Origin of the sequence: Actinomadura scrupuli (assembly GCF_050971785.1) — a bacterium.
GTDB classification, from domain to species: domain Bacteria; phylum Actinomycetota; class Actinomycetes; order Streptosporangiales; family Streptosporangiaceae; genus Actinomadura_E; species Actinomadura_E scrupuli.
Genome location: NZ_JBPCCU010000002.1, coordinates 590,673 through 612,915, shown reverse-complemented (window position 1 = coordinate 612,915; position 22,243 = coordinate 590,673). Strand labels below are relative to the sequence as shown.

The 22,243-nt window shown below is 63.3% G+C and carries 11 protein-coding genes and 3 pseudogenes; 6 read left to right on the top strand and 8 right to left on the bottom strand.

Going from position 1 to position 22,243, the window contains the following annotated elements; translation table 11 throughout:
• Nucleotides 1-24: 24 nt before the first annotated feature.
• Nucleotides 25-3,813: an nSTAND1 domain-containing NTPase gene (locus tag ACRYCC_RS10545; RefSeq protein WP_433810745.1), complete on the bottom strand. Its 3,789-nt coding sequence runs from the start codon at nt 3,811-3,813 to the stop codon at nt 25-27.
• 215 nt (nt 3,814-4,028) lie between these two features.
• Here ACRYCC_RS10545 and ACRYCC_RS10540 point away from each other — a divergent pair, with 215 nt between their 5' ends.
• A complete protein-coding gene (locus ACRYCC_RS10540; RefSeq protein ID WP_433810743.1) occupies nt 4,029-4,796 on the top strand; it encodes a hypothetical protein in 768 nt (255 codons plus the stop codon).
• Here ACRYCC_RS10540 and ACRYCC_RS10535 read toward each other — a convergent pair.
• The gene (locus ACRYCC_RS10535; protein ID WP_433810741.1) at nt 4,782-6,389 is read right to left on the bottom strand and encodes a hypothetical protein; all 1,608 of its coding nucleotides are present in this window, start codon (nt 6,387-6,389) and stop codon (nt 4,782-4,784) included. The genes ACRYCC_RS10540 and ACRYCC_RS10535 overlap by 15 nt on opposite strands.
• Before the next feature lie 110 nt (nt 6,390-6,499).
• Between ACRYCC_RS10535 and ACRYCC_RS10530 the strand changes: the two genes are divergently transcribed.
• From ACRYCC_RS10530 to ACRYCC_RS10520, 3 genes and pseudogenes are all read left to right on the top strand, one after another.
• Nucleotides 6,500-7,153, top strand: coding sequence for a hypothetical protein (locus ACRYCC_RS10530; RefSeq protein WP_433810739.1), 654 nt, complete (start codon nt 6,500-6,502; stop codon nt 7,151-7,153).
• 725 nt (nt 7,154-7,878) lie between these two features.
• Nucleotides 7,879-9,129: pseudogene (locus ACRYCC_RS10525) on the top strand (tyrosine-type recombinase/integrase); the annotation flags it as partial.
• 56 nt (nt 9,130-9,185) lie between these two features.
• A pseudogene (locus ACRYCC_RS10520) lies at nt 9,186-9,981 on the top strand (IS5 family transposase).
• An 80-nt stretch (nt 9,982-10,061) separates the two neighbouring features.
• Here the strand turns inward: ACRYCC_RS10520 and ACRYCC_RS10515 are convergent.
• From ACRYCC_RS10515 to ACRYCC_RS10490, 6 genes and pseudogenes are all read right to left on the bottom strand, one after another.
• Nucleotides 10,062-10,355, bottom strand: a complete 294-nt coding sequence (locus ACRYCC_RS10515; RefSeq protein ID WP_433810737.1) for a hypothetical protein — start codon at nt 10,353-10,355, stop codon at nt 10,062-10,064.
• Nucleotides 10,356-11,081: 726 nt separating this feature from the next.
• Nucleotides 11,082-13,553 (bottom strand): NACHT domain-containing protein, encoded by a 2,472-nt coding sequence (locus ACRYCC_RS10510; RefSeq protein WP_433812139.1) that lies wholly within the window; start codon nt 13,551-13,553, stop codon nt 11,082-11,084.
• Nucleotides 13,554-13,564: 11 nt separating this feature from the next.
• Nucleotides 13,565-13,945 carry a hypothetical protein gene (locus ACRYCC_RS10505; RefSeq protein WP_433810736.1) on the bottom strand — a complete coding sequence of 127 codons (381 nt, stop codon included), beginning with the start codon at nt 13,943-13,945 and terminating at the stop codon, nt 13,565-13,567.
• Nucleotides 13,946-14,324: 379 nt separating this feature from the next.
• Nucleotides 14,325-15,096, bottom strand: a pseudogene (locus ACRYCC_RS10500) (transposase family protein).
• A 580-nt stretch (nt 15,097-15,676) separates the two neighbouring features.
• Nucleotides 15,677-19,123, bottom strand: a complete 3,447-nt coding sequence (locus ACRYCC_RS10495) for an ATP-binding protein (RefSeq protein ID WP_433810734.1) — start codon at nt 19,121-19,123, stop codon at nt 15,677-15,679.
• On the bottom strand, nt 19,120-20,352 hold the full coding sequence (locus ACRYCC_RS10490; protein ID WP_433810732.1) for a metallophosphoesterase family protein: 1,233 nt from the start codon (nt 20,350-20,352) through the stop codon (nt 19,120-19,122). Before ACRYCC_RS10490 ends, ACRYCC_RS10495 begins: the two co-directional genes overlap by 4 nt.
• An 836-nt stretch (nt 20,353-21,188) precedes the next feature.
• Here ACRYCC_RS10490 and ACRYCC_RS10485 point away from each other — a divergent pair.
• Nucleotides 21,189-21,512: a hypothetical protein gene (locus ACRYCC_RS10485; RefSeq protein ID WP_433810730.1), complete on the top strand. Its 324-nt coding sequence runs from the start codon at nt 21,189-21,191 to the stop codon at nt 21,510-21,512.
• Complete coding sequence (locus tag ACRYCC_RS10480) at nt 21,505-22,122, top strand: DUF2637 domain-containing protein (protein WP_433810728.1); 618 nt, start codon at nt 21,505-21,507, stop codon at nt 22,120-22,122. The genes ACRYCC_RS10485 and ACRYCC_RS10480 overlap by 8 nt, the downstream gene beginning before the upstream one ends.
• Nucleotides 22,123-22,243 lie beyond the last annotated feature (121 nt).

The following is a 22,243-nucleotide window of genomic DNA, read 5'->3' as shown; positions in this document are numbered from 1 at the left end:
CCGGCCTACAGAAAGGGCGGACGGCTACGGGCAGGGCGGATTGTAACGAAGACCCGGAACGTACTGGCGCCATTCGGCAGGCCGGATCGGTTCCCCGGCAACCGCGCATACCTCGGCGGAGACCCGGTCCGGATCGATGTCCCAGAGCCGCACGGTCTTGTCCATGCCGCCGGCCGCGACAGCGGTGGCGTCCGGGCTGAAGACTGCGGGCAGCACCGCCTCGCCCGGCCCGGTGAGCGTGGCCAGAGCCTCGGGATGGCGCCGGTCATCGATGTTCCACAGCCGTACGGTCCGGTCGGTGCCGGCCGCGAGCAGCCGCTGCCCGGTCCGGTCGAACATGACCGAGTAGACATAACCGTTGAGGCCGAGGATCGGCGTGCCGAGGGCGGCAGGTCTGCCAGGGTCGGTCACGTCCCACAGACGCACGGTCTTCCCGGTGCTGCCCGCCGCGAGTGTGCGTGAGTCCGGGCTGAAGGCCACCGAGTAGGCCGAGCCTTCCGGGACCGGGAACGTGTGCAGCAGCCGAGGGGACCCATCCACCTGCCAAAGGTGAACCGCGCGGTCGGTGCTGGCCGCTGCCAGGAGCCGTCCGTCGGGGCTGAAGGCGACGTAGAACAGACCGCCGGTCGCGCCCTTCAGAGTCGCCAGCAGTTGCGGGTACGCACGATCGTCCATGTTCCACAGCCGAACGACGGCATCGTCCCCGGCCGCGGCCAGGGTACGACCGTCCGGGCTGAAAGCGACCGACTCGACCCAGCCGGTGGGTCCTCGTAGCGGAGCGCCCAGCCGGACGGGGGTCCGGGGATTGGACATATCCCACAGCCATACTCGGTTGTCGGCTCCACCGGCGGCCAGCGTACGGCCGTCCCGGCTGAACGCCACGGCGATGACGAAGCGGGCAGACGACGTCACCGGTGAGCCGAGCGGCGTGGGATCGGCAAGCTGGTCGAGCTCCCAGGTCCACAGCTTGCGGTCCTCGCCCGCCCCGACGAGGAACCGGCCGTCGGGACTGAAGGCCACCGCATACACGTGGCCCTGGGGTCCAGTGAGTACAGGGCCAGGCAGTGCCCAGATCCGGGCGGCTCCATCGGTGGACGCGGTCGCCAGCGTACCGCCGTCCCGGCGGAATGCGACGGCGGTGACCGGCTCCGGATGGGGCAGCACCGCCATCACCTGTCTTCGCGCTACGTCCCACATGCGCACTTTGTCGTCTGCGCTACCAACTGCGAGCACGCTGCTATCAGGGCTGAACGCTACGGAGTAGACATAGCTGGCCGGTCCGGTGAGCGGTCCGCCATGGGGCCGAGGTGAGTTCCGTTCCACCAGGTCCCACAGCCGGACGGCCCGATCCCGACCTCCCACCGCCAGAAGCCGTCCGTTGGGGCTGAACGCCAGCGAGGTTATGTCGCTGGTGGCTCCCCTTAGTGGCTGTCCCACCGGGGTGGGTGTTTCGGAGACGTCCCACAACCGGACCGTCTTGGCTCCGCCGCCAATGGCCAAAATTCTGCCGTCCGGGCTGAACGCCACCGACTGGATGGGGCCGGACGGCTCGCCCAGCCGTACAGGAGGCCGTTCCGGTGTGGCCAAATTCCATACAAATGCGTCGCGCTGCGCGCTGCCTGCGACGAGCAACCGCCGGTCCGGGCTGAATGCCACAGTGTGCAGCATGCCGGCCGGTCCGGTCAGAGCGGGCAATGGCCTGGGGTGTTGCGGGTCTGCGGTGTTCCACAGTCGTACCGACGTGTCGGCACCGCTAGCGGCCAGCAACGTGCCGTCCCCGCTGAAGGCCACCGTCGAAAGGCTGAGCGTCAGTGAGGTCAACGACGCCTGGGAGGCTGGCAGTTCAATCGGATGCCGGTCGGGACGACGGGGATCGGTGGTGTCCCACAAGCGCACCTTGGCGTCCGCACCGACTGCGGCAAGTGTCCGGCCATCCGGGGCGAACGCCACAGAGTGGAGCTCACCCACAGGACCAAGCAGCCGCGTCGCGACCGAGATGGCGGACGAGTTGAACAGCGCACTACGCGCCTCATTGGTGGAGGCGATCCGGTACGCAGCAAGGCTGAGCTGAGCGGACAAAGAGGTGTCACTATCGCGTATCCGGTCGGCTTCGGATGCCACCAACCGTGACACCGCCAGAGAGCGCTCGTGGGAGATCCCAGCGCGCTGTTCAAAGGAGACCACCGCCAGGACGATCGCCAGCGCGGTGAGCGCCACAAGCGCCACGATGACCTGATAGAGGCGCCTAATCCCCCGGCGCTGGTGGCGGAAACTCGCGGCCACATACTCACCGACCAGGCGTCCGGACCCTGCCCATTCCTGCGCTGCGGAAAGTCGGGATCCGCGGAGCAAGCCTGCCGGATCCCGACTTTCCGCAGCCCATGCCTCCGCAGCCTCCGCGATCTGCTGTTCTACCAGCAACGCGGCGCGGTCGGCATCGATCCAGCCACCGAGCCGGGGCCAGGCACGTAGCAGCACCTCATGGCTGATCTCGACCGTCTCCTCCGCCACAGTGATCAGCCGACGTTCAACGAACCGGTCAAGCACCAACGCGAGGGCGTCAGCCTCTCGTTCCTCCAGCCTGTGGAAGACCTCCTCTCGGGGAAGCGACCGGCGAGTATCGGCGACATCCTTGCCAATACGGACTAGACGTAAGAACAACCGGCGGGCGATCTCTTGGTGCCATGCTCCGAGGCCCATGAACACGGTCTCCGCGGTTGCTGCCACCGAGCCGTGGATTCCCCCTGCAGCGCTGTAATCGGTCACCGTCAGGCGCCGCCGTCTGCCGCGTTCCCACAGGGCGAACAGTGTGTGCGACAACAGCGGGAGCGCCCCTGGGTCGAGGGGGGCCGAAGATGGCACCAGGTCACGCAGCAGCAGCGCCACCAGCCCCTCCTCGACGTCCAAGTTCGCCCTGCGGGCGGGCTGCAAGATCGCCTGGCGGATGCCCTGTTCGGTCATCGGACCAACGTTCACCTGGGCGTGTTGCATGGCATCGGCCAGCTCCGCGTACCCCAAGGCAGAGCCGTAGAAATCGGCGCGCAATCCCAGCACCGCGATCCCGGGCGGCTCTCCCGACGCCGTTGCGGCCAGCGAACAGACCGTTCCGACAATCTCCCGGCGCTGCGCGACATCGAGGGAGAAGATCTCCTCGAACTGATCAACAACCAGCACGAACGGGCCGGTCCCGGCAGCGTCCCGAAGGTCCGCCACGTTTCGGGCCAGTTCCCCTGGCTTACCCGGGTTGGTGAGCAGGACCGGCCAACTCCCCTGCTCACCACTGCGGAGGGCGGGAATAAGGCCAGCCCGTAGGAGCGACGACTTGCCTGCCCCTGACGGGCCGACCACCGCCAGCAGCCCCCCACCCGAATCGGCCAACCCGCTCACGGCGGCGACCAGCGAACTGGTGAGCTCCTCCCTCCCGAAGAACCATTCCGCGTCCTCCGCCTGGAAACTCTCCAAACCTCGGTACGGCACCGGACCGTCCGTCGGCACGCGGCCTGGTGCTCGCCGAACCCGTAGCAGCGCCTGTCGCCATCGGTCCACCAAATCCGGGGCCTCGATTCCGCAGGCACGTAGAAGATCGGTGAGGAGATCGGATTGGCCAAGCGGCGGGAGGTGACGACCCTTGAGGTAGCCCCCAAGCGTGCTGTGAGGGATGCCAGACCTCTTTGCCATTTCCCGGACGGTCAGTCCCGCCAGCTCACGCGCCGAAGAAAGCTCGCGTCCGAATCCGAAACGATCGGTAATCCGATCCGGGTCGGGCCCAACCGGATCTGGCGAGAAGCCAGCAGGCAGCTGCTGTTCGGCCAAGACGACTCCCAGACGCTGAATCTCATCGTGACGAATATTCGAGGTCTTCCCCGAGTCTTCGCCCAGGCCCTGCATCGATCATGGCCACCACCGGCCGTCACCGAATATCGACAACGGATGAGAGCCTTTTGCACTCGTCATCGACAAAGGTGAGGATGCCGCAGTCCGTTAGCCTCGGGCTTCGATCCTTTGATCAGCTTGCCGAAGGACACGAAATGGGCTTCAGTCACGGGCTGGTGGCGATCCACGATCTGTCACCGGACGAGGTCGCCGCCCGCCTCGGCCGGGCCGTCGGCGATCGGACGATGGGCCTCGGCGTCGCCCCCACCCATGACTCGCCCGGCTGGTGCGCCAGCCCACCGATCGACGGCTGGACCTTCCTCGTCGACAAGACCCAGGAAGTGCTCTTCGACGAGCACGGCCTCGCTCGCCTCAGTGCCGGCACCCGGCTGCTCACGTTGCACATCGAGGAGCACGTCATGGGGTTCGGCACCACCTGCTGGACCGAAGGCTCCTTCACCTGGAAGGTCATCGCGGCCGCCGAGAACAACGGGCTGTATGTCATCGGAGACCCGCCGCCCTTCGGGGACCTGGTCGGCGACCTTCACGAAGGTCCCGATGTCGTGTACGCCCTGGACGAGCTCAGTGGCCCGCCACCCGAGCTCTGGGACGAACTCGGCTTCGACGGAGCCAATCTGCCGACCGCCCGCGCCGCCGCCCTCGGCCTGACGGTCCGGCGGACCCGGGCCGCCCCAGCCTTCGCCTCGTTTCCCACCTACCGACCATCGAGATCTTCACCCGGCTCACCGGACATGCCTACGACCGGCGGGACCGCCTGCACACCGCACAACTACAAGTGCTGGAGCCGGCGCGCGAAGTCACGTGATCCAGTGAGGACCCGAAAACGGCGGATCGTGGCTGTCGGGCACGGCATAGTCTGCGTGGGGAAGAACCGGAAGCCGCTCAGGTCAGGTGCGTGCTGACGCGCGAATATAGCCGGGCAAGGTCGTCCACCAATGACACTCGGCGCGGACGGCTGGTGCCTGTTCGCGGTCGTCTGCCAGCTTAACGAGGGACTCGTGGCGATCCGCTCGCCCGCAGGCGGCCACGCCCGCTCGTAGGACGGTGACGGCCTGTGAGCCGAAGGAACGCGTGCGGCAGATTTTCAGCATTGTGTCCGGCACCTCCGAGGGCATGCACGGCGAGGCATTGGCAAGCGCCCAGCACGCCTGAACGCGTGTGTCGAGGTCGATTCGCTCGGCGTCCACGATGCCCAGGAGGGCCCAGCCATCGTTGGCACCCTCGGCTATCTTGCCGAACACGCGGATCACGGCACGCAGCAGGACGGGGTCCATCAGGTCGGCTCCGCAGTGCAAGATTGCGGCCAGCGGCGGGCGTAACGCGTCGCGGTAGCCGGAGTTGACCAGCAGCGCCGTGTACATCGACCGAGCCGCGTCGTCGGGACAAACGAGGCTCTGCGTAAGGATGTGGCGGAGCAGCGGATCGTCGCCACGGTCCCACTTGGCCTGCCAGATCAGACCGATGTCCTGGATATCAGCGGCGAGGCGAGAGCAGGTGGCGTGAAAGCGGCCGGACTGGACGTCGACAACTCCGGCCGGCTTGGCGAGGTAGACCAGTTCGGGCCCCGTCCCGCCGCGCAGCGCGAGGTGTGCGGACGGGGTTATGCGCCGCATGAGCTGGGTGGCGGCGCGGCGGACTTCCAGTTCGATGCCCGCGTCGCCGATCGTGTCCGCGCATTCGCGCCGCAGCGCACCGAGCTCTCGCTCCGATGGACGCCATGCCCCCGCGTCGATGAGAGCGGCGACGGTAGAGAACAGTTCGCGCAGCAACCAGCGGTCCGGCGGGTCGAACAGCGCCCGGACGACCCAGCTTGCGGGTGCCCGTCCCGGCGTCCGCTGGTACAGCTTTAGCGGCTGGAACGACGCGGGGTTGCCGCGTTGGGTCATGGCGTCGACGGCGACCTCACGGGTGATCTCGCTCGCGATCTGCGCGCGCCCGATGCGGAGCAGCGCCTCGGCACGCATATCTTGAGCTGCGCCCTGTGCCGCGCACAGCTCCAGCATCAGCCGTTCGACCAACAAGCCCCAGGTGCGGCGACCGAGCCTGCGGCCCGTCGCGACAAGGTGCGCGGACAGCAGGTCCCACTCGGCGGATGTGACGAGGTCGCAGCCGAGGACGCAGTCGACGATCTCTGCGGCGTCTTGTTCGTCCACTAGCGTCCTGGACGAGTCTTCGGCGTGGCGTCCGTGCGCGCGTAGCACCTTGTGCGCGGGCCCGGCGAGGCGTCCCGGCGCCAGCCCCAGCGCCTGCTCGTACGCGGCCAGATGGCGCGGCAGCCAGGTCGCGGTGCCGTTCTCGAGCCGCGAGATCATGGCCGCGCCGATGCCGCGGGTTGCTCCTGGGCTCGCGATCTTGGCCGCGAAGGTCGATGCGGTCGCCGCATCCGCATCAGGGGCGTTGTATCGATGCGTCCGAGCGAGCCATCCCACCAGGGCATCGGGTCCATGCCGGGACGGATCTGCGGACTTGGCCGGTCTGCCGAGCGTTGAAGCCATGACCGTCTCCGACTTGTTTACCGCCCGATGCACCGATTCAAGCATCCGCCTGGACGGCTCGGAAGACCTGAGACTCAAGGCGGAGACACCATCGGCCAAGGAGACAAGTCGTGATCATTACCGACTGTATGCCGTCCCGACTTCCGACCTTCTGCCCGATCTTCGGCGTGGACATCGTGGGCTTCGGACGTCCGGATCGCGACGACGAGGTACAGATCACCCTCCGCGACATCCTGTACGCGATGATCCGCTCGTCATATGAGGCAGCCGGACTCGCGTGGGCCCGCGCGATCATCGAAGATCGCGGTGACGGCATGCTGATCATCCCGCCGGCGGACGATCCGCCGACCGCCATGGTCGATCCGCTGCTCGACGTCCTGCGTGCGCGACTCCACCAGCACAACCGGTTGGCGAGCCCTGCGGCAAGGATCCAGTTGCGCGCGGCGTTGCACATGGGGCTGGTACATCGCGACAAGCACGGCGTCGCCGGGTCGGCCGTCAACCATATGTTCCGCTTGCTGGACACCGCGCAACTACGGGACGCACTGGACCAGCCTGAAGTCGATCTCGCATTCATCGCCTCCCAGCACGTCTACGACAGCCTGATCAGAGTGCACGGCTCACTTGGCCCGGAGAACTTCCTGCCGGTGGAGTGCCGAGTCAAAGAGACCGCAGCCATGGCCTGGATCACCATTCCGGTCCGCGGCCGCCGCCCCATCCTCAGCAGCCCCGGCGTCGTCCCCCTGCATCGTCGAACGAGTTGATGGCGAAACAGCGCCATGTCGTCGGCGTGCCATGTGCAACCGTGTCTCCCCCATGGCTGCGGAGAGCGGCTCAGATCTGCAACAACCCTGTTTCAGGACTGCCGCCGGCGGACGTCTCTTGCAGGAGCGCTACGACCCGGTCAGCGGCTCTCGGATCGGCTCTCCGCACGGCTCGGCCAACCTTGAACAGCAACTCAAGGCAGACGCCAGGCTTCCGCCTGTGTACCGGACCCGCAAGATCATCCGCCCCGTTCAGCCTCTCCCCACCCTGTTGAGGTGCCCGACATCTATGACCTCAGCAGCCCAGCCGACGGATACCGCCGCAGCGAAGATCGTCTCCCAAATATCTCCCAGGACTCCGGACCAGTGAAGCGTTCGGTCCCCGCTCCGGGCGCATACCGGGCTCTGACCTGGTGCTTCACAAGAACAGGAGGACAGAGGCAGAACTTCCTGACCCCTTAGCAATACAGAAACCGGGCTCCTCAGCTGAGAAACCCGGCTCTGACCTGCGAAAACTCGGTGGAGATGAGGGGATTCGAACCCCTGACCCCTTCGATGCGAACGGGGATTTCGCGTCCAACGCCTCCCCCAAAGAACGGGTCGAATTCGATAAAGTCCCTGGTGAAAGGCATGATCATCTGTCGCCCAGTACCGCCTGATCTCAAGATCTACTAAGCGGTCCTGGTGCCAAACGGGTGCCAAACGATCATCACCAGGGGGTCACCATGGGATTCGCTCGAGTTCGCATCGGCAAGGACGGCAACGCTCGCTACACAGCGATCTACAGAGACTTACGAGGCCGAAAACGCTCGGCAGGAACGTTCGCCAGCCAGGAGAAGGCGGACGCTGCCTGGCGGTTGGCGGAGGTCCGACTGACCGAAGCCAGGCTCCCCGACCCGAAGAAGGGACGCCAGACCTTCCGTAAGTACGTCGAGGACACCTGGTTCCCCAACCACGTGATCGAACTGACGACACGCCAGAGCTACACCTACGAGATCAACAAGCACATCATGCCGTGGTTCGGGAACATGAAGATGCTCGCGATCCTGCCCATCGATGTACGCGAGTGGGTCACTCATCTACGCAACAAGAACGTCAAGCCGCCAACGATCCGCTACTGCATGACAGTGTTGAGCGCCATCTTCACCACCGCGCTCAACGACCAGGTCACCGTGCTGCATCCTTGCAAGGGCGTGAAGACTCCAGCGGTCGCCAAGAAACAGCGAGTCATCATCACCCCCGAGCAGTTCGAAGATCTCTACGCCAAGCTCCCCGACGCACGGACGCGGCTCCTCATCGAGACGAAGATCGAAACAGGCCTCCGCTGGGGAGAACTGACCGAACTACGACCGAAAGACCTCGACCTTGAAACTTGCCTGCTGACGGTCAGCCGCGTCGTCGTGGAACTCGTCCCCAAACATCACCCGACAGGTGACCGGTTCCTCGTCAAGCAGTACCCCAAGGACAAGGAACACCGGCAGATCAAGTTCAGCAAGCAGATGCGCGACAAGTTCAAGAAATACATCGAGTCGGGAGAGATCGAAGACGACGACCTGCTGTTCCCGATCCTGCCGTCAGAACAGACCCAACCGCGGCCACTGCGCCTGCTCCCCGATCCGAAGACACTCGGGGAGACAGACCCGAACGCGAAAGGTAAGCAATACTCACACGGCACGATCAGCGCCTACAACGCCGCACCCTGCCGCTGCCGGCACTGCAAGACCGCCTACGCGGTCTATCGCGCCCAGCGCAGAGCCGAAGGAAAGGACTCTCCGCGCAGTCCCAAGGCGGTGAACACCGACGGGCATCTACCACGCAAATGGTTCCTGGAGAAGATCTGGCGACCCGCACTCAGCGCCGCCAAAATCCGGGTCCACGTTCGCGTGCACGACCTGAGGCATGCACACGCCTCATGGCTGCTCGCCGGCGGAGCCGACTTACAGGTCGTCAAGGAGCGCCTCGGGCACGCCAACATCTCCACAACCTCTAAGACGTCGTTTCATTTGGTTTGTCGTAGTGTGCTGCGGTGTCGATCGTGGAGCGTTTGGTCCCCGATGAGTTGTGGGAGCTGTTTCAGCGGGTGGTGCCCCAGGCGCCGTCCCGGCCGCAGGGCGGGGGTCGGCGGCGGCATTCGGATCGTCAGGTGCTGGCCGCGATCGTGTTCGTGGCCACCTCGGGGTGTACGTGGCGGCAGCTCCCGCCGGTGTTCGAGGCGTCCTGGCAGACGGTGTACCGGCGGTTCGCCGAGTGGAGCGCCGCCCGGGTGTGGGCCAAGCTGCACCGGGTGGTCCTGGACGAACTCGGTGCGCGTGGTGAGCTGGACTGGTCGCGGTGCGCGATCGACTCCGTCAGCATCCGCGCTATGAAAAAGGGGAGCTGACAGGCCCGAATCCTGTCGACCGCGGCAAGTTCGGGTCGAAGATCCATCTGATCGTCGACCGTGCCGGACTGCCGCTGTCTGTCGGGATCTCCGCCGCCAGCACCCACGACAGCCAGGCCCTGCAACCACTGGTGCGGGGAATCCCGCCGATCCGCTCTCCTCGCGGCCCGCGCCGCCGAAGACCCGGCAAGCTCCACGCGGACAAGGGCTACGACTACAACCACCTGCGAAGATGGCTGAGCAGCCGCGGAATCACCCATCGCATCGCCGGCGAGGCATCGAATCCTCCCAGCGCCTGGGCCGCCACAGATGGGTGGTCGAACGCACGATGTCATGGCTGAACGGCTTCCGCCGACTACACCGCCGCTACGAACGCAAACCCGAACACTTCCTGGCGTTCGCAGCCATAGCCGCTGCCTTCATCTGCCACCGCCGACTCACCAAATGAGACGACGTCTAAGGCGGAAGCCGTAGGACACTGGCTTGATGTCCGCCTCGAACCAGCACGCGGGAGGCTTGCACGAGCCGTCAATCGCGGTGGGAATCCCCAAGACGGCGAAGCTTCCCGATGCCCGGCTTGGGGATCAGGCGTTCCCGAACCGACAAAGGAGTGAACGTCCGCGCCTTGAGCTGCTCGCGGGCCTCGCTGAGGAACGCCACGATGTCGGTATCGTCGGAGGAAAAGGCAGGGACGACCCGACCCACTCCGGCGGTGCGTGCTCCCATGTTTCCCCGCACCCGGTCCCACGCGACAGTGAGGAAGCCCGGGTGATGAAGGTTGAACGGGTCATTGAACTCGCGATCGGGATCTTCGACCGCCACGGGTGCAGTTGGGTCTGCATCCGTCGTACCCCTCGCTCCCCCCAGAACGGGTCGGGCCACGGTTCACCGGTATTCACCAGCGTCTCCGTCTCTTGCAGTACGGCGCGTGCATGAACCCGCTTGGCCCCTTCGCCGTGTAGGTAGCTTTCCTCCGCTCGGACTACTACAGGCCCTCCGCCCGGTGGCCGTCAGCAGACGACGCGCTTTCCCGATCGGCCCACCTGGCAGGTCGAGAGCGGGAGCCTCGGGGCGGTTCCCACATTCACCGTGAAACGATCGTCGGGTGCGGTGACCAGCTTTGCCCCTGCGGCATCGCCACGACTACGCCGGAGTCCTCCACAGCGGCCTCCCGGCCGAAGGCCGATCCGACCCCCAGGAGTTCCCCGCCCCATGAGGGACAGGTACGCACCGCGATCCAGCCCCGGATCCACCGGGTTCGAGCTGGCGGAGGTCTCAGGGGGCTTTACACCGCTGGTTCCTCGCGTCTACCTTCCGGTCTCGCTTGCCGGACCCACACCGTCCGGTAGTACCGGCGCGTCCCTTTGTTGTCGGGGCTGCTTGCCACCCTCCCGGCGTCTCCCAGATCAGGCTGCCCCAGCTCCTACCGCTCCGCAGCGACAAAACGGCGGCGAGAGTCTTGCACCTTCGCTTTACCACACGGCGCCTCGTGGCCTGTCGTTGGGTATTTGCCCGGGGTTGCGATGGATCTGCGAAGTTGACCCCTCGCTAGGAGAATCGCTCCAAGAAGCGAGCCACTGCTGAATATCTCTGCGCTGACTGGCCGAGAGCGCCTAGTAGATCCTCTCGCTCGTGGGGGTTATCTCTGAAAAAGATCTCAACTGCGATCTCCGCTATATCGCTGTTCTCGTTACGGTCGAGCATCTCCGAAATCTTCGCTACCAGCAATTCGGGTGCCGGAAATTCCTGAATCATCCAAGATGCCGCACCATACGACTGGATCGATGAGTGGAAGAACTGATAGTAGGAATCTCCTGATGCACCCGAGCCAATCTGCCGAAGGATGCCTTGTTGGAAAAGAGCCTGCTCTACGAATTCCTCTGCATGCTCCCTAGCAACCGCAGGCTCCTCAAAGTAAACGGTCTCGAAATATTCTTTGAGTAGTGCATACAGTTTTATCTCTGAGATGACCCTTCTTTCTTCAGGATCCATCGACATCTTGTAAGCCAAATACTCCGTTGGCACAGAACCGAAAGTGCCAAGCCTAGAGGAGTTGCGCCCCTCCATTATTCGACCATGCCAGTAGTAATCAAAGAGTTGTTGAATATTCTCAGCAATCATACCCTGTTCTCGCCACGTTGCCCACAGCAATACGGCATGGAGTGGATTTCCTTTAGCGAGAATTCCAGCACTCCTGTTGGTTACGACGTCTAGGTCCTTTCCGACATTCTTATCTGCCGCGTTTAGCTGCGCCAGAAGCTGTTGCATTCCGGCTAGAGTGAGCGGGCAGAGCTGGAAAGTCGTAATATTTGGATTGCGATCGAAAGGTTCCAGTGGAAGCGCTGGGCGAGAAGTGATGATGACAGGAGTCCTGCTGTAATCCTTAATAAAGGCGGTTAGCATGCGGGCCAAGACTAATAGGTCACTCGGATTTGCTATCTCATCGAGTCCATCACACAAGATGGCAGCACGCCCCGTGTGTAGCAGTATAGCCAAACGATCCATTTCCAGATCAAGATTAAAATCTGTGCCGACGATATCTAGGAGGAGGCTTAGGATATCTCGATGAGTCTTAGAGCTGAAATCGCGCAGCCTAATCAGGAGTCCGATATTTGCATTCCCAGGGAGGCTACCGTCAGCAAGTCCCGCTCTGAGATATTGAAGAAGGGTCGTTTTCCCCATGCCTCCCTCGCCGAGCACGATACTGATCTGACCAGGTTTGACAATTTGACTAGGCCCTATGAGGTCGCGAGAAGTGTCATTAGTCAGAATGAGCTGTGGCGGCACGTATACTTCCTCAACACGCATTCGCTCTTTGGCGGTTGTGACGGAAACGCCGGCGCCCAGTTGTCGAGTGATTGCACGGTACTGCTTTTCGAAGTCGGCGGTGTATCTTTGAAGACCTACACGCGCCTTCTCAACGCTTTTCGACGTTAGTTGCTGTCGTTGCTCTTTAGCAAAAATGCGAATTAGGTCGTGCAGACGAAAGAAATCGCCACCAACTGCCTCAACCAACTGCGCATCATGTAGTCTTTCCAGGGCGAGGTCCGCTTCGTGCACACTATAATCAATCATCTCAGCAACTGACTCTGGCAGGAAGTTCGAGCGTGGAAGCAAACTAAGAAGCGAGAATACTAGTGAGTCGTTAGCAGAAAGATCGCGATAGCTCAACATAAAACTTGCTCTGACATCGAGATCGCCAAGCTGGAGCATCTTCAGCCGAGATCGTTCGTCAGCAATCTTGTTAACGAGCTTCGTCAAGCTCCAGTGCTTCTTCTGCTTCATCAAGGCACCAGCAATACGAATAGCTAGTGGCAATCTCCCGCAATCCGTTACTACTTTTTCCTCGAGATCGTCGATTTCTTGTTGAAAACGATTTTGCTTTGAAGCCTTACGAAATAGCTCTACCGACTCGCCGAGTTCCATTACATCCAGGTCAACAAGTTCGGCATTTTCCAAGGAAGCCAAGGGGGTGCGGCTTGTGATTAGAACCGCACAGTCTCTATTTGCCGGAAGCAGTGGACGGACCTGTGCCGCTCCATGCGCATTGTCTAGAATTATGAGTACCTTATTTTTCTCGAGGATCGACCGAAAAGCCGCACTCCTATCGTCGAGTTCAGAAGGTATATCCGCAGTGCGCATACCAAGAGACCTCAGAAAACCGATCAAGAGTTGATTAGGGTCAGTTATGCGACTTCCATCTCCTCGAAGATTGGCATATAGCTGCCCGTCGGGATAATTGTCGCGAACTCGCCTAGCTACATGAACCGCAAGGGTCGACTTTCCAACACCGGGCTTGCCGGAGATTGCGCAGATGCTAGGCAGGTCGTGATCCCGCTTTAGCCAATTCTCTATGTGAGCCACATGGCGATGACGGCCAGTAAAGTCAGAAATATCAGCAGGCAGTCCGTTCGCCAGCACAAGATTGGCGTGACTCTCGATCGTGATATCACCGTAAGAATTACCGCCTATGTTGACTAGGCGAGCATTTCCCGAGGCATCACCATGCACTGAATTCATCGGCCACACCGTTACATCGTAATGTTTCCTGAATTATCGCCACCGATATTTATCTGCTTGGCCGTGTCGTAAGCGTGAGCCACGATTGCAGCAGTCGATTGACTCTTCGAGGCGTCTTCAATCATCCTCGAAAGATCCCGACGTAGTTCTTCGTCTCGAGATACTTTCCCCTCGATCGCCGTTGCAATGGCAGCAGTCTTTGTAGTGTCTCCGGATTCCAAGACCTCGAGATCGGCTTGGGCCTTCTCGTCATCTGAGACAGCAGCGCGAACACGACTGCGCAGACTGGTGATTCCTGTCCACGTCACCTTGCCGGCTTCGCCAGCGACACCTTCTGCGTACTTAGCTGCCAGCAACGCTGCCACCGTCAAGCCGATCGTCACTGGGTCCACGTCAGCCTCCACTGATCTGCGATTCACCGTCGATGACCAGTATCACACTCTTTACGTCACCAGACTCTCAGTTTGATGTGAATGACCTGTGTGGAGAGAGATTCGGGATTTCAGCACTGAAGACTTACAGAACGATCTTTCGCAGGGGAACATGTTTTCGTGCCGGCAACGCTGGCTTCGCATGCTGGCTCGACCCGCAATAATGTACACGGCCCGGACCGCCCCCGAACAGACCGCACGTCGACCCATGTACGTCGGCGGCAAGGCTGCGGGCTCGGCGTGTCATGGGCTGGCGGCTGTCCTTTTTTTCTGGACGTAGGTTGTCGGACACCGTTTGCCCCAGCTGACCGGAATGCCAGAGAAGGAGCCTTTTCCATCTTCATTTGGTCTGGTGGTGGAGGGTGAGGATGGCTTGGACGATGCTGGTCAGGCGGGCCGGTGAGCAGCGGGTCTTGCGCAGGATGTGCCAGGTCTTCAAGGTGGCCCGCGCCGCGTTCGCCGAGGGCTCTGATCTTGGCGTGGTGCCGGTTGTAGACCTTCTTGCGCCGCTCGAGTTTGCGTCCTTTGGGTTTGCGGTGCGGGGTGCCGATCGCTCCGCCGGCGCCGAGGTAGCCCTTGTCGGCGAAACAGGCGACGGCCCTGCTGGTCAGTGCCGCAACGATCCCGTGGGCGCGGGCCGCGGTCAGGTCGTGGGTCGAGCCGGGCAGGGCGGGTGAGGCCCAGATCAGCCGGCCGTGCGGGTCTGTCAGGAACTGGATGTTCATCCCGTGCCGGTGGTGCTTTCCCGAGTAGTAGCGCCGGTCGTCCTGGCCGCCGAGCCGGTCGGTGGGCACCAGGGTGCCGTCCAGGATCACATATGCCTTGCGGGCGGCGATCCGTAGGGCTTCGCGCAGGTCGGGAGCCAGCTCGGCGAGCAGATCAACGACCTCGCAGACATACCGGTAGGCGATTGCGACGCCGACCCCGAACCCCGCCGCCAGCTCGGCGTAGGTGAGGTTGCGGCGCAGATGCGCCAGCACCAGCAACGCTTGGCGGCCCGGCGGCAACTTGCGCCACCGCGAACCGATCGCTTCCAGATGACGGCGGATCAGATCAGCGGTGAAGTTCACCGACCGGCGCGACAGATCAAGCGCAGCACGATAGAACAACACAGAAGCTCCTGGTTGTGCGATGTCATGGTCTACTCCGCACCTACCAGGAGCTTCATCCGTTCATGATCAAAACCTGCGCGCCGCAACCAGCCTGTGACCAGCAAGATCAGGATGGAAAAGGCTCAAGGTACACGTTTCCGGACGGCTTACTGCCTGGCCGCCTCCAGGTTCGCGCATACGACCTTCGTCACCGGGTGTTTGGACCGCCGCGGCGATCTTGGAGGCTAGATCGCCGGGGCGGTCCAACCAGCAGCAACAGCCGCACCGCATGCGCAAAACGATCATCTTCGTCGCTTCTGTCCACAAACTGACCAAAGGCGCGCTGGACATCAATCGGTTGAACGCGCTTTCGCCGTTCCTGGACAGAATGAAACCCTTATGACTGCGGAAAGCAACACTCGGGGACAGCTCGCCAGACCTCGCGTTATTCGAAATCAGCACCAGCTTGCGATCATGAGCGGCAGCCGCCACCCGCCTATGCATGCTGTCATCCATGACGCCCTCTGGGCAGCACTAACCGGTCCACCGCAGAACGCTGAGCTGCAAATCGTTCAGCTTGAACCGCAGGCTGGCCATCTGTTCAGGCCGGTAGCCGATGCAGATGGACACGGTCTGTCGGGAGCTCGGCGACCGCGAGTTCGGCGACATGTTCGTGGTGGGTAAAGACGATCACTTGGAAGCGGTCGGCGAGGTCGTTGAGGACGTGCAGACCCGCGGCGGTCCGCTGGTCATCGAACGTCATGAAGATGTCGTCGACAGCGACGGGAAGGGCGCGGCCAGTGTCGGCGTGCCGTTCCAGAGAGGCGAGCCGAAGGGCCAGGTACAGCTGGTCACGGGTACCTTCGCTGAGCTGGTCGGTAGACCGGAGTGTTCCGTCCTGTCGCTTGGTGAGGATGGCCGGCTTGTCTTCGTCGGAGAGCTCGAGGCTGACGTAGCGGTCACCAGTCAACGTCCGAAACGTGGTCGCGGCACGGGCCAGGACGGGGTCTTGGTCGCTGTTTCGATACTCCTCCATGCAGGTGAGGATGTAGCGGCGGGCGAGCTCGAGACGGAGATATTGCTCGGTGTCCCCTACGAGATCCGATGTGATCATCGCGGCTTCAGCTCCTGCCCGTGCCGCCTCGGCCGACCCGTCGAGGCCCTGGAGCTGGCTCCGACGTCCGGCCAGTTCCTGGGCCCACTCAGTTTGCTGGGTCTCGAGCTCGATGAGCCTGTCCCCAAGCTCTCCTAGTTTGGTCTCAAGCTGATCCGGAGAGGTGCTCTGAGCCTGCTGGATCAGCGCTTCCCGAGCGGCCCCCTTTGGAAGGGTCGCGCTGACAGCCCGCAGTTGGTCGCTGGCGGCTTCCAGCCGGACGGATCGGTCGGCGGCAGGTTCCAGATCGGCTTGGTCGGCAACTCTGGTACGGGCGACGAGGTCGCTGAGCGAGCCGTTGACCCTGTCGAGTTCAGCACGCGCGTCGGATACTTCGACGGTCAGGGCACTCTGATCGGTGATGAGCTGCTCGCGACGATCGGCGGCGGCTCGGTGCCGGGTGAGCTCCTTGTGCAGCGGGTCGACGGCTCGGTGCCACTCAGCCGGGTCATATGGCAGTTCGAAGTCACAGGCATTGGCCGTCGCCTGCAGCAACGCTTGGAACGCGGTGATGCGCAGTTCATCCTGGTGTGCCTTCAGCTCGGCGGCGTTGGCCTTCTCAAGGTGTTCGGCGGCCTCAGCCAGCCGGTCCAGGTCGTTGAGGGCGGCTTCGGTTTCACGATTAGCAGGGAGGTTGGCCTGTTGGAGGAACTGCTCCCACTCGGCCGTAAGGTCGGCAAGGTCCTTCTCCTGGCGGGTGAGCAACGCCGCGACTTCCTCGAGTTCCGCAGTCTCACTCTTGGCTCGGGCTTCGTGGACGGCGCGCTCCTGGACAATCTGATCATGCTCCGCGAGCCTGGCCTGGGCGATCTCCATAAGTTCTGGGAGCTCGGACAGGACGGTTGCCCCGCCGAATCTCAGCATGGTGTCCGCGTCCGGGGCGTGGAGCAGCGTACGCAGCCGGGCCACGTGCTCCTCTGCTTGCTTGCGCTGACGATCCAGCGACATGTCGGCGTCGTGTAGGTCAACGGCAGCAGCCCTCAGCTGTCCGACTTGGTCGAAGAGGCGGGAGGCGGTGCTGATAGTAGGAGCCTTCGCCGGATAGGACTCCCACAGCGTGGTCCAGTCACGGGCGAGTGCGGCATCGGCACGGCCCAGATCGTCGAGCTGACTGTTGCTGTCATGCAGTTGGACGTCCAGCTTGGCGAGGTCGGCTTCCAGCCTCACGCGTTCGGCGACCTGCGTGGAGTGTCGAATCATCAGGTCGGCGAGACGGTCGGTCTCGGCCACGGCCGCGATGATGGCAGCCTCCTCGGCCAGCGGGGAGAGCAGCGAGTCACGCCGCTTCCGTGCCTCGTCCAGTTCGGTCGGGGTCGGTGGGGCATCCGCGAGAATGCGTTCGAGGTCCATACGCCGTTCGATGCGGATGCCGTTGAGCTTCCGCTGTTCCTTGATCAGATCCCGCCGGTCCTGCTTGAGTTCGTCGGCCTTGGCGGCCAGCTCGTCCGCTTGCTCGCGGGTCGGAACCGTCAAGACCGCCACGGCGTCGGGGGCAAGGTCACCGAGTTTCAGTTCCGCCAGGAGACGGTTGTAGCGGTTGCGGATCTTTCCTCGGGTGTCCTCGGCGGAGGCGAGGATAGTCAACAGGTCGCGGGGTACGGCACCGTGTGCGCCACGTAGGAGCGAGGCGTCCTCAATCGGAGGGAGTTGACTGAGATCCTTGTCAGCCTGTTCCTTCCTGCGCTGCCGGGTCTTCACGGACTCCTGCGCTTGCTCGAGCATGGTGGTGCTCGTGGTGTATCGCTCGTGAAGTTTCTTAGCACGGGTCTTGGTCCGTGTTGAGACCTGTAGGAGAGCGGCATCGGCGAGTGAAGACTGCGGATGCACCTCGTGCAGCAGTCGCTCGGCAGTGGCACGAGCCCGGGTGACCTCGTCGGCGGACTGCCCCTGCCGTTTGACCGCTTCCTGGACAGCCGCGCGATCCTTGACGAGTTCATCGATGGCGTCGCCGTGTTGGAGCAACCGCTCATCCACCTTGAGCGTGTCCAGGTCATGACCGACAGCGGTGAGCCGCTTGCCGTGGTCGGCGAGTCGGCCGTTGGCCTCGCGGTGGGCACCCCGCAGGCCGGGAAGCAGACCGGACACGTCCTTCGGGGCGACGATGCCCTCCGCTTGGATAGCGGCGATCTCTACCTCGAGTTGCTGTGTTCCCTCAAGCGCCGGCAGGGCCTGCTGGAGCCGGGTTAGCGAAGCATGTTCCGCTCGCGCCGTGCGGAGCTCGGCGTCGCTCCTGGCGAATTCCGCTTCGGCGTCCTCCACCGCCCGCTGGGCGGCGTTGTACGCCTCGGGTTTGAGTGAGGCATCGGAGATCTTCGTGCTGTACTCCCGGAGCGTGGCGATTCCCGCGTTGATCTTTGGGAGCTTCCCGGTACGCAGGTACAGCTCCCCCTGGCGTTTGGTGATGGTCGCCAGTGCCGTGTTCAAGTGCAGGCTGGAGCGGGTTGCGGCCAGCGCCTCATTCAGGTCACCTTTGCCGGAGGCCAGTAATTCGCCCCCTTTGCGGAGCTCCTCGCTGCCCAGGGCGAACTCGGCGGTGAAGGTCTCCTTGGTCACCCCGGCAAGGAACGGCGCGAGCTCCTGCTCACCGATCGGCCGACCGGCACCGTCGAGCAGGGGGTGCTTGCGGGCCTTCACCCGGGTGATGTCCAGTGTCTGCCCGTTCGCCGACTGCAGCCGTGCACTGATCCGAAGCCTGGACGGCCCATGCTGGAAGCCGTAGGGCGTCCGTTCGTCGATCCCATACAGCAGTTGATTGAGTGAGCTGAGCGCGGTCGACTTGCCCGCCTCGTTCGGTCCGTACACCAGGTGGAGCCCAGGCGCGGCGAGGTTCAGAAGGTGGTCGGTGAAGGCGCCGTAAGCAATGAGATGGAGCTGGTCGATGCGCACCTCGGTCACCGGCTTTCCATCAGAAGGGATTCCAGCAGTTCCAGCGCCTCGTCCCCGATCCGCCGTACCCAGTCCACGTTGTCTGGCTCGACGCGGTGCCTCCCTCGGGCCTGGGCGGGCAGCGCGGCTCGCATCAACGGCGTGTCGTTGATCATCTGCATGAGCCGGTCGGGGTCGGCGCCGAGGTCTGCGGCGGTGCGTTGAAGGTCAGCGAGTACGCCTGCGAGCCCAGGGCTCGGAATGTGTTCGCTACAGGTGCCGACGTGCAGCTTCTCCATCCACAGGTTGCCAAAGTCGTTGGCGACGTTGCGTAGCTCGGCGATCATCTGTACCTGCCGCTGCCACAGCTGCCGGTGGGCCGGAGTGCGGCCGGTCAGCGTGACGCGCACCGCGTGTAGCCGGTCATCAGGCAATTCCCGCATGGCGGCTTGGACAAGGTCGAGCGCGTATTCGTGGTCGGTCGCGGCGGACACGTCAACGATCAAATGCTCCCAGCGGGCGACATCCAGGTCGTGATGTTCGACCGACAGGACCCGAAGGTTGCCATCGACGGTGACGACCGTGCAACCTTTCGGTCCGATTTCGCGGGCGTTACGGCCCTGGAGATTACCGGGGAAGACGATCCATGGCTCCTGCGTTACAACTTTGCGGGCGTGTATGTGCCCCAGGGCCCAGTAGTCATAGCCCTTGCCGACCAGGTCGTCGACCTCGCACGGTGCGTACTTACCATGGTCGGGGTTGCCGGTCAGAGCAGTGTGCAACAGGCCCACGTTGAACAACCCCGAATCCCGCAGCGGATATTCGGCGGCGAGGTTCTCGGTGAGGTCCCACCGAGCGAACCCCTGCCCGTGCACGGCGAGACCCGCATTCTCGTTGCGGATGGTCTGCGGCTCAGCGGTGTCCAGGACGTTTACGTTTTCGGGCAGCCGCAGCCCCTTCATAGTCCGGTTCTTCGCATCGTGATTGCCCGACACCAAGTAGACAGGGATCCCCGCCTGGCGCAGCCGCGACATCTGACCCGAGAAGAACAGCCCGGTCTGGTAGTCACGCCAGTCACCGTCGTAGATGTCGCCAGCAAGCAACACCGCTCCAACCGGCAGCATCAACGCCAGATCCACGAGGTTCTGCAGCGCCCCGCGACTGGCTAGCCGCAGGCTCTCGACAGGAGCACCTTCATAACGCGACAGACCGTGCAACGGACTGTCGATATGAAGATCAGCGGCATGCAAGATCTTCACGCGTTTCCTCTCGAAGCCGGGGGACATCGACGATGAAGCCTGTTACTGGAACTGCGGGAGGGCATGAAACGCCCGTGGCTGAACGGCATGATTGAGGCCGACAGAACCCCATGGGACCAGAAATGCGTGATCAACAGGTGGCGACACGCGCAGGGAATGTCACCCTAAGTCGACGTTGCTTCACAGGTGCCATCGGGAAGGGTCTGTCAGACACAAGCTGGGCGATGTGCAGCGAGGCTTCGCAGCCCTCATCCGCCAGTGAGCCAGCGTGCTCACGCTGGTGTCCGGGGCTTGCCCCAGGCGCTCAAGCAATCGCCAGGTGGTCGGTAGTGACCACACCATCGCCCGCGGTCAGCTCATCACAGGGTTCCCGCACAATCACCAACAACGATTGAGCGCAGTCTGGGCATGGGTGTCTATGCACCGTGGTGTCACGCGAATCATCCCCACCGCGATACCTTTCGGCCGCCAGCATGTCCACACGGGATCCGCGACCAACGGCTTGGGGTATCGCCAGGGACTGATCCCTGTCACCTGAGGCCGGGAGATCCTGGTGCCAAACAGGTGCCAAACGATCAAGGACCTAACCGGTGTGATCACCGGTCAGGCCCCTGACCTGGCACTTCTTGTCAATCCAAGGTGGAGATGAGGGGATTCGAACCCCTGACCCCTTCGATGCGAAGCAATTCTGGTGTGTCGGTCTTTGTCGAGGTCGGATAGGAACCAAGCGGGGCGCCTCTCACCTGCATCAACGCCTGAGGGGGTCCCAACGCGCTTGAATGCGGTGGCTCCCTATATTGGCTCCCGTGGCTCCCTCTTGGCGGGAGAGGAGCCCCATGGCAATCAACAGCGACAATCTGAGCGAGCTTCAGTTCCCCGACGACTCCCCCGTACTGGTCTGGTATCCGCTACCCGGTGCCGATCAGCATGACCGCGACGTTTGGGCCTGGCTGCTCGGCTCGATCCTCACTCGGTGCGGCCCCGATGAGTGGCATGTCGTGATCGAGCTTCCCGCGTTGGCCGAGCCTGACGCGAGCATGCCGAACGTAGACGCGCCGGAGAACCTGCTCTACCCCACGTGCTTCCGCGACTCCAGCGAAATCCGCGCTGTCACCGTGCGGCACTGGCAGCAAGTACGGGAGGCATTGACTCATGGCTGACCGTCTCGTTCGGATCACGACCGCGCTCGCCGTGGTGGTGGTCGCCGCCGTCGCGGCCGTCATCTCCTACCGGCATGCGTACGAGTTGGTACGGGCACACGGGGAGTCCGGCGCAACGGCACGACTGGTGCCGTTCACGGTGGACGGTCTCATCTGGGCCGCGTCGATGGTAATTCTCGACGCCAGTCGTCGGAAGCAGTCCGCGCCGGCATTGGCCAAGTTGAGTCTCGGTGTCGGCATCGTTGCGACGATCGGTGCCAATGTGGCGCATGGCCTGAACCATGGCGCCATCGGCGCTCTGGTCAGCGCATGGCCCGCTCTCGCCCTCGTCGGATCCTTCGAGTTGCTCATGACGCTGACTCGCAACGCCGCAACGCCTGTGCAGGTGCCGCCCCGCTCCGAGGCCGCTCCCGTCGTTTCTGAGGAGGTGCCAGCGAGGCGTACCGAAGTGGAGCAGACCCCCGAGGATGCGGTTCTCGCGGACTACCTCGCCAGTCTCGACGGTCCGGGCAGGCCTCTGTCTCAGCGCTTCCTCGCCGACAAGCACGGCGTTGACCGCCGCAAGGTAAGAGAGATTATCTCCACAGTGGCGCAGTCCGAGCCAGCATGAGCGAACAGGGACCCTACCGTCCCGACCCGCCCGGCCGGATCTCTTCCTGTCAGGAGACCTCCCGAAGGGTATGACCGGTGACCAGGTTGAGCGCTCCTCAGCCCCGACTACGCGCCCTGGC

What these genes read in the sequence shown, in the direction of transcription:
- ACRYCC_RS10540 (WP_433810743.1), top strand. Translation starts at nt 4,029, where the DNA reads ATGGGCTTCAGTCACGGGCTGGTGGCGATCCACGATCTGTCACCGGAC.
- ACRYCC_RS10535 (WP_433810741.1), bottom strand. Translation starts at nt 6,389, where the DNA reads ATGGCTTCAACGCTCGGCAGACCGGCCAAGTCCGCAGATCCGTCCCGG.
- ACRYCC_RS10510 (WP_433812139.1), bottom strand. Translation starts at nt 13,553, where the DNA reads ATGAATTCAGTGCATGGTGATGCCTCGGGAAATGCTCGCCTAGTCAAC.
- ACRYCC_RS10485 (WP_433810730.1), top strand. Translation starts at nt 21,189, where the DNA reads ATGGCAATCAACAGCGACAATCTGAGCGAGCTTCAGTTCCCCGACGAC.
- ACRYCC_RS10480 (WP_433810728.1), top strand. Translation starts at nt 21,505, where the DNA reads ATGGCTGACCGTCTCGTTCGGATCACGACCGCGCTCGCCGTGGTGGTG.